The organism is Lysobacterales bacterium, assembly GCA_014946745.1.
Classification (GTDB): Bacteria; Pseudomonadota; Gammaproteobacteria; order Xanthomonadales; family Xanthomonadaceae; genus Aquimonas.
Genome location: JADCRD010000002.1, coordinates 106,593 through 120,634 on the forward strand (window position 1 = coordinate 106,593; position 14,042 = coordinate 120,634).

The window sequence follows — 14,042 nt, forward strand, 5'->3', positions numbered from 1 at the left end:
TTGAACACGGGGCGTCAGCCGGCCGGTCGCGGGCGCACGCGCGCGCCGGGTTCGATTGCCGCCCGCGCCGGCAGCACGAACTCGCCGGCGGCAAGCCCTTCGAGCACCTCGACGCGCCCCAGCCCGCGTAGGCCGATGCGCAGGCTGAGGCGCTCGACGCGGCCCTCGCGCACCGCCAGCACTTCCGCCGCACCGGCGCGCGGATTGCGCAGCGCGTCCAGCGGCAGGCTGAGCGCGTCCTCGCGCCGGCCGACCTCGACGTCGATCGATACCGTCATGTCCTGGCGCAGGTAGGCCGGCGGCTCCGGCACCCGCACGCGCACCTCGACCGTACCGGTCTGCGGATCGACCGCCGGCGAAATGAAGCTGACCTCGCCGGGCTCGCGGCGCTCGGGGAAGGCATCGGCCGACACCAGCGCCGGCTGACCCAAGGCCAGGCGATCGAGGTTGCGCTCGTCGACCTGGGCGACGATCTCGGTCGGCCCATCGACAGCCACTTCGACGATGCCGCGGCCGGCACTCAGCACATCGCCCGGCTCGGCCAGACGACGCAGCACCGTGCCTGCGACCAGGCTGCGGACATCGGCACGCGCGAGCAGCGCAGTCGCCGTGGCGATGCGCTCGCGCAGCAGTTGTTCCTCGACGCCGCCGGGGGCCAGCGCGTCGGCCACGGTCGCTGCGCGCGCGGCCTGGGCCTCGGCGATCTCACGGGTTTCCTGCGCCTGCTCGGCCTGCTCCTTGGCGACCAGACCGCGCGCGACCAGGGTCGCCAGACGCTCGGCCTCGCGCCGCGCCTGCTGCGCGCGGGCGCGGGCCTCGCGCAGCGCGGCCTGGCTTTCGGGGCGCTGCCTCAGCTCCAGCTGGGCCAGCGCGGCCTCCGCTTCGTGCAAGCGCGCACGCAGTTCGTCATCGCGCAGCCGCGCAATCACCTGCCCCGGCGCCACGCGATCGCCCTCGGTGACGCTGCGCTCGACCAGCACGCCGGCGATCTCGCTGCCCAGGGTGACGCGCGAGGGCGTCTGCACGCGCCCGGTCGCCACCACGTTCGCCAGCAGCGGACCGCGCTCGACCGCGTACACCGTCACCTCCGGCCCCTGCACCCAGCCGGGCAGTCGCATCGCCACCAGCACGACGACACCGATCGCCAGCAGCCAGGGCCATCGCGGCAGACGCAGTCGCGGCATGGGGTTCTCACAGAAGTGAAGAAGAGGGAGCGGAGCATACGCAGACGGACGCGAAAGCGACCTTCACGATGGAGGCCTGTCCTTGGGCCACGGCCTCGGCTCTGCCCAACCTGCACACCGGCCAAAGCCTCGCAGGTGGGGCCAAGCGCTCCGCCAGCCCCTCGTAGGTTGGGCCAAGCGCAGCGCGGCCCAACATCACACGCGCATACCTCGACGCGCGATGCAGCGCAGGGATGCACGCCCAATCCTCGATGCAGGCCGCGATCCTGCGACGTTCGGACGCGCCTGCGGCTTGTCCCAACCTGCACACCCGTCAGGCATCACCACTCGCGGCACAATGCCACCGCACCCCGCGACGCGGGCAAACGGGAGACGGCGTGGCGAACGTGCAGCACATCGATGGGCGCAGCGTCGGCGCGGGGCTGGTGGTGTATCGCGCCAGCCGGCTGGAAGCCCTGCTCGAACCGCTGCTGGAGCTGCTCGATGCCGCACCGCCCGAGGACGTGCTGACCCCGCAGACCGTGCTGGCCGCGCACCCGGGCATGCGCCATTGGCTGACGCGGGCGCTGGCGAAAGCGCGCGGGCCGCGCGGCATCGTCGCCAATCTGGAGGTGCTGCTGCCGAGCAGCTTCATCGACCGGCTGGCGCAGGACACGCTGGGCCGGCAGGCGGTGTCGCTGCCGCAGTGGCGCAGCGCGCAGCTGCGCTGGCAGGTCTTCGATCTGCTGGACAGCGCGCGTGCCGATCTCGACGCCGCGCGCTTGGCCTCCTACCTCGACCACGGTGCGCCGGAGGATCGCCTGCGCCGGCGCTTCGAGCTGGCCGACCGGCTGGCGCGGCTGTACGCGCAGTACCTGGTCTACCGCCCTGACTGGCTGCGCCGCTGGGAGCGCGGCGAGCGCGCGCTGGCGCATCTCGATTCGCCGCGGGCGCGACTTGAGGGCGAGCTGGTCGCGCCGCTGTGGCGGGCGCTGAAGTTCCGCTTGGGCGAGCACCGCGCGGACATTCTGCAGCGTCTGCTGCCGCGCCTGCGCGCGCTGCCGGCGAGCACGCCGCTGCACGTGTTCGGCCTGAACCACGCGCCGCCGCAGCAGCTGGCGGTACTGCGCGCGCTGGCCGACTCACGACTGGTCGCGCTGTACGCGCCCGACCCCTGCCGCGAGTTCTGGGGTGGCCTGAGCCGCGACCTTGATGCGCTGGCCGCGCGCCGCGCGCAGGAGGCCGCGGCCATCGACGCCGCCGGCGAGGGCGACTGGTTCATCGAGCAGGGCCACCCGCTGCTGGCGCGCTGGGGCCGGCTGGGCCAGCAGTTCTTCATGGCGCTGTCGGAGATCGACGAGGTCGCCGAAGACCTGCGCCACTGGCAGGACCGCCGCGATCCCGAGCCCGTGAATCGCCTGCAGCGCCTGCAGGAAAGCCTGCGTCGACTCGATCCCGGCCTGCTGCGCGAGCCGCTGGACGACGCCATCGATGAAACCCGCGCACGCGCCGACGACAGCCTGCGCGTGCACGCCTGCCACACGCGGCTGCGCGAGCTCGAAGTGCTGCGCGAGGTGCTGCTCGATGCCACCGGCGTCGGCAGCGCTGGCGATGCGGCGCTGGCACCCGGCGAGATCGTGGTGATGGCGCCCGACATCGGCGCCTACCTGCCGCTGATTGCCGCCGTGTTCGGACCACCCGGCGACGCGCGCGCGCGCCTGCCTTACCACCTCGCCGACATCAGCACCGCCCGCAGCCACCGCCTGTTCGCGGCCTTCCGCCGCCTGCTTGCGCTGCCCGCCACGCGCTTGTCCGCGCCCGAACTGATCGACCTGCTGCAGCAGCCGGAGCTGGCGCGCCGCTTCGGGCTTGATGCCGCAGCGGTGGAATCGCTGGCCGACTGGCTGCAGGCGGCGGGCGCGCGCTGGGGCCTCGATGCCGGCTTTCGCGAACGCTTCGATCTGCCGGCGCTGTACGCGCACAGCCTGGCCTTCGGCATGGACCGGCTGATTGCGGGCTATCTGATCGAAGACGCCGCCGGCGAGGACACACCGCGCGCACTCACCCTGGGCGACGGCAGCGAACTCGCCCCGGTGTCCGGCCTGCACGGTCCCGAGGCCGAGCCGATCGGCGCGCTCGATGCACTGCTGCAGGCCCTGCAGGGCCTGTTCGATCTGGCCTCTGAGACCCTGCCGCTGGCGCGCTGGTGCGAGCGCTTCGAGGCCCTGCTCGACGCGCTGTTCCGCACCGACCCCGAGGACGCCCCGGGACGCGAAGCCGAGCAGCTGCTGCGGCAGATGCTGCAGGGTCTGGCTGCGCAACCGCCGGCCGCGCAGCAGGCCACGCCCCTGCCCTTTGCGCTGGCGCGCAGCCTGCTGGAGGAAGCGCTGGACGCGGTGCCCGAGCGCCAGGCCTTTCTGCTCGGCGGCATCACTTTCTGCGGCATGGTGCCGCAGCGTGCGATTCCTTTTGGCCTGGTCGCCGTGCTGGGCCTGAACGAAGGCGAGTTCCCGCGCCGGGGCGCCGACGGCGGGCTCGACCTGATGCGCGCAGCGCCGCGCCTGTACGACCGCGAGCAGCGCAGCGACGACCGCTATCTGTTTCTGGAGACGGTGATGTCGGCGCGGCAGCGCCTGCACTTCAGCTACCTCGGCCGGGCGGTGAAGGACGGCGCGCCGCGCAACCCGTCGGCGCCGCTGGCTGAGCTGCTGGCCCTGCTCGACCTGCACTGCGGTGTCGACATCGACGATGCGCAGCGCGACCGCCCGTGGTGCGTCGAGCATCCGCTGCAGCCCTTCGATGCGCGCTACTTCGACGGCAGCGATGCGCGCCTGTTCTCGCATGCGCAGGCCTACGCCACGCTGCCCACGCGCGCGGCCCTGGCCGAGCTGCCGCCCTTCGTCGACAGCAGCGCCTGCGCGCCTGCCGCGCTGCCCGCCCAGCTCGGCCTGCGCGAGCTGCAGGCCTTCTGGCGCGACCCGGCGCGACAGGTGCTGACGCAGGGCCTGCAGCTGCATCTCGATGCGCTCGACGCGCAGCGCCTGCCCGACAGCGAGCCGCTGGAAGCGGAAATCGATGCGCGCGAGCGCCTGTCGGATCGTTTGTTCAGCAGCCTGCTCAAACGCTGGCCGCAGTGCGAGGTGCCGATCGAGGCGCCGGCCTGGCTGCGCCTGTCGGGCCTGCTGCCACCCGGTCGACTCGGGCAGGCGGCCTGGGCGCAGGAGCGCGCCAAGCTCGAGGCCCTGCTGTCGGCGCTGCGCGACGTTGAACGCTTCGAGGACGGCGAGGCGATCAGTGCGCCGGTCGACGTCAGCGTCGCCGGCTGTCGGCTGGTCGGCGAGGTCGCTGGCCTGCATGCGCGCGCAGGCGGCGGCCACTGGCTGCTGCGCGGCTTTTCGCGTACGCGCTTGAAAAGCGACGAGAGCCATCTGCTGGGCGAGGACGAGCTCGACTTCCGCCGCCGGCTGCCGCTGTTCCTCGACTGGGCCCTGCTGCGCCTGGCGACGGCGCAGGGCGCGTCGGAGATCGAACCCCTGCAGGTGCTGGCGCTGCTCGACCGCGACGCGCCCAGCCCGTGGATCGATGGGCTGAACGCCTGGGATGCCGCACTGTGTGCGGGCGATGCGTCGACGCGGGATCGCATGCTGCACCATCTCGTTCAGCGGCTGACGCAGCTGCTTGAGTTCTGGCGCGAGGGCCAGGGCGGGCGCCTGCCCTACCTGCCGCGCTCCAGCTGGGCGGCGCTGTGCGAGCCGGTCGAGGGCAAGCGCGCCGATTCCGCGCCGTATCCCGAGCGCCTTGCCAGCAGCGTCAGCAGCGCATGGAGCGGCGGCGATCAGCATGCAGGCGAAGCGGACTACGGCCCCGGCTACGCGCGCCTCTTGGTCGGCGCGCTCGACACCGAGCCCGGCAGCGAAGACATCGCCCGCCTGCTCGACTTCGCGCAGCGGCTGCTGGGCTGCATCACCCTGGTCGCACCGGAGCGATCGCGGCTTGCCTGAGGCGAGCGCTTGCCTGAGGCGAGGGCCCGTTGGGCCGCGCTGCGCTTGGCCCAACCCACTCCACGCTCACGCCGCGCCGCGCTTGGCCCAACCTACGGGGCATCGCGCGGCTGTAGGTTGGGACACGCCGAAGGCGCGTCCCAACATCGCAAGGCCGAAACCGGCATCGCGCATTGAGCCTGCGCCGCGGGGCCGCGCTTACGACGCCGACGACGCGACCAACTCGACGAGCTGGTAGCGACCACGGCCACTCTGCTTGACCCGGTACAGGGCCGCATCCGCAGCGGCCAACATCGCATCCGCATCGAGGGCGCCGCGCCCCAGCGCGATGCCGATGCTGACGCCGAGCATTCGCGCCTCGCCGGCCACCCGGTACGGCGGCCGCATGCCGGCCAGAAAGCGGCGCGCCGCGGCCTCGCACTCCGCGCTGCCGGCCAGGTTCTCCATCAGCAGGGCGAACTCGTCACCGCCGAGCCGGGCCAGCACATCGGCCTCGCGCAGGGTCGGGCGCATGCGCGCGGCGAAGTCGCGCAGGGCCTCGTCGCCGGCGGCGTGGCCCAGCTCGTCGTTGATCGCCTTGAAGTGATCGAGATCGAGCGCGAACACGGCAACCGCCAGCCCCGATCGACGCGCACGCTGCAGGGCGCGCTGCAGGCGCTCGTTGAACTCGCGGCGGTTGGGCAGGCCGGTCAGCGCATCGGTGCGCGCCTGCGCCTGCAGGGCCTGCTCGGCCGCCACCCGCGCGCTGATGTCGCGGGCCGAGTAGACGATGTCGAAGCCCTCGCCACGCTCGGCCGGCACGCTGACGGCCAGCGCCTCCAGCCACACCCAGTGGCCTTCGCGATGGCGCATGCGGAACTGGATGGAAGCGCTGCCGGCGCTGGCGAACAGCGGTGCGAGCGTGGCGCGGATCACTGGATCGTCCTCGGCGTGGAACAGCTCGCGCCGCGGCTCGGCCAGCTCCTCCGGGCTGTAGCCGAGCAGGCTGCGCGCGGCCTGGGAGACATAACTGCGGCCGCCATCGGCGCGCAGGCGCACGACCAGATCGCGGGCATGGTCGGCCATCAGGCGGTAGCGCGCCTCGCTGTGTTTCAGCCGGCTGGCGAGGTGGGCGCGCTCGGTCATCATCACCGCCATCGGCAGCATCATCAGGCAGGCGGTCAGGGCGTAGAGCTGCGGGAACAGGGCCGCACTGAGCGCACCCTCCAGCCCCGGCAACGTGGGCGCGAAGCGGCCCAGCACCGCCGCCGCGGCGCTTACCAGCACGACGGTGACGGCGGCCAGCAGGGCGCCGGGCAGGCCGTAGCGGAACGCCAGCCACAGCATCGGCAGGAACGGCAGGAACAGCAGCGCGTAGAGACCGGAGCCGAGCACGCTCAGCAGCGCCAGCAGCAGCAGACACCACGCCAGCAGGAAGCCGGGATCGCGCAGACGCCGACGCCGCCAGCGCGCGGTCTGCGCGAGCCCAACGGTGATCAGGCCGGCGACCACGACGAGGCCGATCAGGTGCGAGGCGAACCAGCTGAGGATGGCCGCCAGATCGACTGCGTCCGCGCCGCGCGTTGCGGCACGCAGCAGCATAGCCAGCAGGGTGGCCAGGGTGCAGGCAGCCAAGGTCGCCATGCCGGCCACGAGCGAGGAGCGCAGCACTTCTTCGACCACCATCAGGCGCCCGCCGTAGCGACGCACGCCCCAGACCACCAGCACCGTCTCCAGGCTGTGGATCAGCGCATAGCCGAGCGCCGACAGCGGTGGTTCTCCGAGTTGCCACGCGGGCAGGGCCAGGGCCAGCAGCAGCACGCCGAGCGTCGCAGCGCGCAGCGGCGCCGCTGAAGCCACCAGCAGGCCGACCGCGAAACCGCTCGACAGCCACAGCAGGGGAATGCCCTCGATGGTGACGAAGGCCAGGGACAGCAGGCTGAGCCCGCCCACGCCGGCAGCCAGGATCAGCAGCAGCCAGGGCTGCGGCCATCGAAGCCTGCCGGGAAATACGGACGTGTCTGCCATCGCTGCTCCGCGTGCGGCGGTCGGGTCGCGCCCAGGGCGGCGAACTCACCGCGCCTGCGACCCGTGCTCCGCCGGCGCGTGCATCATCCATGCCGTGCCGCGCTGGCGCCATGCGCGCGGCCCGCCGAGCGCCCGCGTCGTCAACCGCGCCGGCCCGCCTGCGTTGTGGAAGCCCAGTTCCCCGCCCACCGACCCGATCATGGCCACCCCTGCCGCTGCGACGGCCGCTTCTGGCACGCTGCTGTTCCGTCTCGATGGAGCCCAGGACCTGGACCGCGCCGCTGCCGACGCCGACCATCAACGCCGGGCCGCGCTCGATGCCTTCCTGCGCGGCGTCGAGCGGCGCGCACTGCGCATGGCCGAGCTGAGCTGCGGCCAGCGCGAGGATGCGCTCGACATCGTCCAGGACGCGATGCTCGGCTTCGCGCGCCGCTACGCCGGCCATGAGCCCGCGGACTGGCCGCCGCTGTTCTACCGCGTGCTCGACAGCCGCATCCTCGACCACCACCGGCGCAGCCAGGTGCGCTCGCGCTGGCGGCTGTGGCTCAAACCGCGCGACGACGACGACGACGCGGATCCGCTGCAGCAGGTCGCCGACCCGCAGCAGCCCGAACCCTGGCTGCGGCTGTCCGATGAGCGCCTGATGGGCGATCTGGAGACCGCCCTGCGCGCCCTGCCCCTGCGCCAGCGTCAGTGCTTCCTGCTGCGCATCTGGGAGGGCCTCGACGTGGCCCAGACCGCCGCCGCCATGCAGTGCGGCGAGGGCAGCGTCAAAACCCATCTCTCGCGGGCGCTGGCGCGTCTGCGCGAACATCTGGCCGAACACCGCTGAGGCGCCGCCATGCACACGCCCACCCCGCAGGACGATCTCCCCGAAGGCCGCGAGCGCCTGCGTCGCGCGCTGGACAGCTCGGTCGAAGGGCTCGATGCCGCCACCCTGTCGCGGCTCAACCGCGCCCGCCAGGCCGCGCTTGACGCCGCCGCCGCGCGCCGCCGCGGCTGGCGCTGGTCGCTGCGTGTCGGCGGCCTGGCGCTGGCCGCCAGCGCGGCGCTGGCCCTGGTGCTGGTGCCCGGACTGCTGAGCCCGCCCGCGCCGCCGCTGCCGGCGGCCAGCAGCGATTTCGCCCTGCTCAGCGAAGACGTCGAACCGGCCCTGCTGGAGGAGCTCGAGTTCTACGCCTGGCTCGACAGCCAGCAGGACGACGAGGCCTGGGAAGGCTGATGCGCGGCTCGGCGCTGCCGCTGCTGCTCGCGCTCGCCGCACCGCTGTCGGCGCTGGCGGAAGACCGTCCCGCCGCCGAGGTCGATGCCGAGCTGCTGCTGTTCCTGGCCGAATTCGCCGATGCCGGGGGCGAAGTGCCCGAACTCGGCCTGCTCGAACGCGCGCAGGCCGAGGCGGAAGCCACGGGCGCAGCAGCCTCATCGCCCACCGTCGAGGCCGAGCCCAGGCGCGAGCCGGCGCCTATCGCGACCCGCGCGTCTTCCAGCGCCCGCCCCACCCCACCCGAAGCCGAAGCGACCGCCGCCGAGCGGCCGCGCGGAGATGACCGATGAACCGCCGATTCCACCGATTAACCGCCTTCGCACGCGCGGCGCTGCTGAGCCTGGCGCTGCTGGCGGCGCCAGCGGTGCAGGCTGAGGACACCGCGTTTTCCGCACTGCCGCCCGCGGAGCAGCGCGTGCTGACGCCCTTTGCCGACAGCTGGGACAGCCTGGATGCCGCGACCCGCGAGCAGCTGCGCCGCGGCGCCCAGCGCTGGGTGAGCATGAGCCCCGAGCAGCGCGCGCGCGCCGCCGAGCGTCTGGCCGAATGGCAGCGCCTGCCGCCCGAGCAGCGCCAGCGACTGCGTGAGGCCCATCAACGCTACCGGGCACTTACTCCAGAGCAGCAACAGCGCCTGCAGCAGCGCTTCCGCGAGTTCCAGAACCTGCCGCCCGAGCAGCGCCGCGAACTGCGCCGCCGCTTCGAGGCGATGAGCCCGGCCGAGCGTCGCGCCTTCGTGCAGGGCGCCGAGGCCATGCGCCGCAGCGGCCAGGCGCGTCCGCCCGGCCCCTTTGCCCACCTGCCGCCCGAACAGCGCGAAGCCAGCTGGGCGATGGTCCGCAGCCTGAGCCCGGAAGCCCGACGCGCGCTGCGCGCCGAGTTCGAGACCCTGCCCGCCGAGCAGCGCGAAGTGCTGCGGCAAGAATTGATGGCGATGACGCCGGCCGAGCGCGAGGCGCGGCTGCTGAGGCGCTAGTTTCGGGATTCGGGATTCGGGATTCGGGATTCGGGATTCGGGATTCGGGATTCGGGATTCGGGATTCGGGATTCGGGTGCAAGCGTGCGGGGGGCGGCGCACGCGTCAAGCGCCGCCCACAGCGTCGAATCGATGCCTCCACGAAGGGGGCGACACGACGCGCCCTGCAGCGGAGTGCCTGTGCGGCGCTCCGCCGCCGCGCGGCGATCGCGTCTCCGCCAGCGACAGACGCGCGCAGTCCGCCGCAGGCATGCCGTCCGCAGTCAACCGGCTGCGTCCCCCTGCGTTGCCGGTGAGAACCTGTAGCGGAGCGCGGACATGGCGAATCGATCACCCGGCGGCCTTACGGCCGCTCTCATCAGCGTCCTGTCCCTGCTGCTGCCGCAGGCGCAGGCCGCCTCCGGCTGCGCCGATCTCGACGCGATCCCGCTGCGCTTCGACGTGCAGTGGCCCGAGGTCTGGCAGCGGCTGAATGCCGAAGCCGGCTGCGGGCAGAACTGTCACCTCGGCAGCCAGCCGGCGGCCGGGCTCGATCTGTCGAACCAGCGCTTTGCGGTGCTCTTTCTGGTCGGCCAGCCCAGCAGTCAGGCGTCTTCGCTGGCGCTGGTCGAACCGGGCGACCCCGCCCGCAGCCTGCTGGTTCAGAAGTTGAACTGCAGCAGCCCTGACGTGGGCCAGCCGATGCCGCCGGGCGGCGCGGTCTCGCGGGAGCTGCAGGCCCTGGTGCACGACTGGGTGCGCCGCGGCGCCCTCGGCGAGCCGGTCGAGGACCCGATTCCGCGCGACTTCATCTTCGGCGCCCGCTTCGAATCCACCCGCCCCTGGTAGCGCGTCAACCGAACACAGCGACGCGCGTTGCTGGCTCTCGCATCCACCCATTGCCGCCTGCGGGCGGGAGGTCCGTCATGACGCTGCGCCTTGCCGTGTTCGTCCTGCTGCTGTTGCTGTGTGCGCCGCTGCCCTCCGCGCGGGCGGAGGCCCTGTTCGGTGGCGATGGCGGCGGCTTCGAGGCCCCGCCGCCGGCGCCGCGCTCGCGCGCCGAAGCCGTGCGCTTTCTGCAGCGCGCGGGCTTTGGCGCGCGACCGGGCGAGGCCGAAGCGCTGATGCAGCAGGGATACGCGGCCTGGATCGACGCGCAGATGGCTGCGCCGATCAGCCTGCAGCGGCCGGCGGTGGAGAGCGCCATCGCCGCGGCGGTGCTGGTCGATCCGCGCAATGGCCCGGCCTATCGCCCGCTGCGCCTTGAGCGCTGGTTCCGCACCCAGCTCGACGCCCCCGATGTGCTGCGCCAGAAGGTGGCCTATGCGCTGTCGCAGATGCTGGTGGTGAGCGACGCCGACGGCAGCCCGCTCGACGGCGAAGTGCAGGCGGTGGCCGAGTACAACGACACCCTGCTGCGCCACGCTTTCGGCCGCTACGAGGACCTGCTGCGCGCGGTGACGCGCAGCCCGGCGATGGGCGCGTACCTGAGCCACCTGCGCAACAGCAAGACCGACTGGAGCTACACCAACGGCGTGCTCGGCCCCAGCCCGCTGAGCCCGGACGAGAACTACGCGCGCGAGGTCATGCAGCTGTTCTCGATCGGCCTGGTCGAGCGCAACCTCGACTTCAGTCCGGTGCTGGGCGGCGACGGCCAGCCGCAGCAGACCTACGACCAGGCCCTGATCGGCGCCACCGCGCGGGCCTTCACCGGCCTGGCCTTCGCCTGCACCGGCCCGGCCAGCCCCGGCGGCGTCGCGATCAACCGCAACTGCGGCTGCACCGGCAGCGCCTGCAACTTTTCCACCCTGCTGTACGCGCAGACGCCGCCGAGCTACCAGGGCAGCGGCCTGATGCATCCAGACCGCTATGCGCCGATGGTCTGCTACCCGCGCTACGCCGACACCGGCCGCAGCGCCACCGCGGTGGACAGCTATGCGGTGCTGCCCGCGCCGCACGACCGCAAGACCCTGCTCGCCGGCATCACCCTCGGGCCGAGCGCCGTCGCCTGCCACGCCGGCACGCCGGCGCAGGATCGGCAGGCCTGCATCGACTACTGCGATGACCAGGTCGACACCGTGGTCGCCAGCCTTGCCGCGCATCCCAACGCCGCACCCTTCGTCGCGCGCCAGCTGATCCAGCGCCTAGTCACCAGCAACCCCTCGCCCGGCTATATCCGCCGCGTCGCCGAGGTGTTCGAGAACGACGGCAGCGGCGTGCGCGGCAACCTCGGCGCAGTGGTGCGCGCGGTGCTGCTCGACGCCGAGGCGATGAACAACCGGCCCGGGCCGGAGTTCGGCAAGCTGCGCGAGCCCATGCTCGGTCTGCTGGCGGTGTGGCGGGCCTTCGGCGCCCAGCCCGGCAGCAGCGGCGGCATCGGCCTGACGCGGCCGGAGCGCGCTTACCAGCAGCGTCCGCTGGGCGCGCCCTCGGTGTTCAACTTCTACGAGCCCGACTACCAGCCGCCCGGCGAGTTCGCCGAGCGCGGCCTGTACGCGCCCGAGCTGCAGATCGTCAACGAGACCAGCGTGGTCACCGCCAGCGATGACCTGTGGGCGCGGCTGTGGGCCGGCTACAGCCGCAGCGGCCAGACCAGCACGCCCTTCAGCGTGCCGGCCAACCTCGCCTACCTGCCGCCGGCCGAACTCGAAGCGCTGCCGAGCGACCCGGCCGCCCTGGTCGATGCGCTCGACGAGCGCCTGCTCGCCGGCCGGATGTCCGCCTCGATGCGTCAGCTGCTGATCGATCTGGTGACCGGGCCGATGGCGGTGGCCGATCCGCGTCGCAAGGCGCTCAACCTGATCCACCTGATCGCGATCTCACCCGAATTCGCCCTGCAGTACTGAAGGAGCCTTGCCATGACCATCGAGATCAGTACGCCCAAGAGCCTCGCCCGCCGCCGCCTGCTGACCGGCCTCGGCTGCGCCCTGGCCGCCGCCGGCACCCAGGCCTTTCTGCCCCAGCTGGCCCTGCTGCCGCGCGCGCATGCCGCGCAGGGCAAGGCCGGCAACGACTACCGCGCGCTCGTCTGCGTCTACCTGGCCGGCGCCAACGACAGCTACAACCTGCTGGTGCCGCGCGACAGCGAGCTCGGCGGCAGCCGCTACGACGGCTACCGCGCGGCGCGCGGCGGCGTGTGGTCCGGCGCGAATCCGGCCGGGCTCGCGCTCGGCTTCAACGATCTGCTGCCGATCAGCCCGCAGGGCGCGTCCAGCGGCTTCGGCCTGCATCCGGCCTGCGCCGACTTCGATCTGTCCGGCGCGCGGCCGGGCCTGAAGAGCCTGTTCGACGCCGGCCGGCTGGCCTTCGTCTGCAACACCGGCCCGCTGGTGCAGCCGCTCAGCAAGGCCGAGTACAACGCCGGCGCGCCGCGGCCGAAGCAGCTGTTCTCGCACAACGACCAGGAGCTGCTCTGGCAGCTCGGCCTCACCGACACCAGCAGCCCGCTGGCGAAGTACGGCTGGGGCGGCCGCGTCGCCGCGCGCGCCGGCTTTGCGACCCTGCCGAACGGTCTGTCACCGGCGATCTCGCTGGCCGGCAGCGCGCGCTTCCTGGTTGGCGACCAGATCCTGCCCTACCAGATCGACAGCGGCGGCGTGAACCTGCTCGACCAGTACAGCCAGGGCGCAGCCGCCAACAACTTCCCCGAGGCGCGGCGCGCGGTGTTGAACGCCCTGCTGGCGGCACCGCAGTCGAACCCGTATGCGCGCAACTTTGCTGCCACCAGCGCGCGCAGTCTGGCCGTGGGCGAGGCCCTGTACGGGCTGCTGGAGTCACCCGACGGCCGCCTCGCCACGCCCTTCCCGGACACCACGCTGGGCGGCCAGCTGGCGATGGTGGCGCGGATGATCAAGGTCTCGCGCACGCTCGGCGCGCAGCGGCAGGTCTACTTCGTGCGCTTCGGCAGCTTCGACCTGCACAGCGGCATGTTCGCCGCCGGCCAACCGGTGGCGACCAGCGGCCACGGCGCCCTGCTGACCCAGCTGAACCAGGCGATCGGCGCGTTCTGGGAGGCACTCGGCGAGCTCGGCGCGCGCAGCGAGGTCACCACCTTCAGCATGAGCGAGTTCGCGCGCACCCTGTCGGGCAACGGCAACGGCAGCGACCACGCCTGGGGCGGCAACCAGTTCGTGCTGGGCGGCGCGGTCAACGGCGGGCGGCTGTACGGCCGCTACCCGAACCTGCAGCTCGACGCCGACGACAACGCCAACCAGGACTGGAGCTTCTCGCGCGGCCAGTACATCCCGACCACCGGCGTCGAGCAGTTCGGCGCCACCCTCGCGCGTTGGATGGGCGTGACCGACAGCAGCGCGCTGGACGCGATCTTCCCCAACCTGCCCAACTTCGCGAGCCGGGATCTCGGGTTCATGGCGTGAGGGTGGGATTGGGGATTGGGGATTGGGGATTGGGCATCGGGGATTGGGCATCGCGATGCGCGTGATCTTGGCCAAAGCGTCAGGGCCAGAGCGGTGGGTCAAGACCCACCCTATGGCGTTCGCGCGATGGAGTCGAACTCGTGCTGCGGGCTCGATCACGCGTCTGCAGCATAGGGTGGGTCTTGACCCACCGGCTTCATCCATGCGCGCAAGTGGGTCTTGACCCGGCAGCTTCATCGATGCGCTTGCATGTGGATCGTGCCAACGGCCTGATCC

Annotated in this window: 10 protein-coding genes; 8 read left to right on the forward strand and 2 right to left on the reverse strand. The window is 72.5% G+C overall.

From position 1 onward, the window contains the following. Nucleotides 1–14: 14 nt before the first annotated feature. Entirely contained in the window at nucleotides 15–1,184 is a 1,170-nt protein-coding gene (locus H4O13_12790) for an efflux RND transporter periplasmic adaptor subunit (protein ID MBE5316262.1), read from the reverse strand. Between the two features lie 377 nt (nucleotides 1,185–1,561). Between H4O13_12790 and recC the strand changes: the two genes are divergently transcribed. Continuing rightward, nucleotides 1,562–5,164 carry an exodeoxyribonuclease V subunit gamma gene (gene recC, locus H4O13_12795; GenBank protein ID MBE5316263.1) on the forward strand — a complete coding sequence of 1,201 codons (3,603 nt, stop codon included), beginning with the start codon at nucleotides 1,562–1,564 and terminating at the stop codon, nucleotides 5,162–5,164. Between the two features lie 198 nt (nucleotides 5,165–5,362). Here recC and H4O13_12800 read toward each other — a convergent pair whose 3' ends face one another. After that, entirely contained in the window at nucleotides 5,363–7,171 is a 1,809-nt protein-coding gene (locus H4O13_12800; GenBank protein ID MBE5316264.1) for a diguanylate cyclase, read from the reverse strand. A gap of 199 nt (nucleotides 7,172–7,370) precedes the next feature. Here H4O13_12800 and H4O13_12805 point away from each other — a divergent pair, with 199 nt between their 5' ends. The 7 genes from H4O13_12805 (at nucleotide 7,371) to H4O13_12835 (ending at nucleotide 13,766) form a co-directional block, all read left to right on the forward strand. After that, nucleotides 7,371–8,003: an RNA polymerase sigma factor gene (locus H4O13_12805; protein ID MBE5316265.1), complete on the forward strand. Its 633-nt coding sequence runs from the start codon at nucleotides 7,371–7,373 to the stop codon at nucleotides 8,001–8,003. Nucleotides 8,004–8,012: 9 nt separating this feature from the next. Continuing rightward, the gene (locus H4O13_12810) at nucleotides 8,013–8,393 is read left to right on the forward strand and encodes a hypothetical protein (GenBank protein ID MBE5316266.1); all 381 of its coding nucleotides are present in this window, start codon (nucleotides 8,013–8,015) and stop codon (nucleotides 8,391–8,393) included. Further along, a complete protein-coding gene (locus H4O13_12815; protein MBE5316267.1) occupies nucleotides 8,393–8,725 on the forward strand; it encodes a hypothetical protein in 333 nt (110 codons plus the stop codon). Before H4O13_12810 ends, H4O13_12815 begins: the two co-directional genes overlap by 1 nt. Then, nucleotides 8,722–9,411: a DUF3106 domain-containing protein gene (locus H4O13_12820; GenBank protein MBE5316268.1), complete on the forward strand. Its 690-nt coding sequence runs from the start codon at nucleotides 8,722–8,724 to the stop codon at nucleotides 9,409–9,411. The genes H4O13_12815 and H4O13_12820 overlap by 4 nt, the downstream gene beginning before the upstream one ends. A 318-nt stretch (nucleotides 9,412–9,729) precedes the next feature. Beyond that, nucleotides 9,730–10,239: a hypothetical protein gene (locus tag H4O13_12825; GenBank protein ID MBE5316269.1), complete on the forward strand. Its 510-nt coding sequence runs from the start codon at nucleotides 9,730–9,732 to the stop codon at nucleotides 10,237–10,239. A 77-nt stretch (nucleotides 10,240–10,316) separates the two neighbouring features. Beyond that, nucleotides 10,317–12,236: a DUF1800 family protein gene (locus tag H4O13_12830; protein ID MBE5316270.1), complete on the forward strand. Its 1,920-nt coding sequence runs from the start codon at nucleotides 10,317–10,319 to the stop codon at nucleotides 12,234–12,236. A 12-nt stretch (nucleotides 12,237–12,248) separates the two neighbouring features. After that, on the forward strand, nucleotides 12,249–13,766 hold the full coding sequence (locus H4O13_12835; GenBank protein MBE5316271.1) for a DUF1501 domain-containing protein: 1,518 nt from the start codon (nucleotides 12,249–12,251) through the stop codon (nucleotides 13,764–13,766). Nucleotides 13,767–14,042 lie beyond the last annotated feature (276 nt).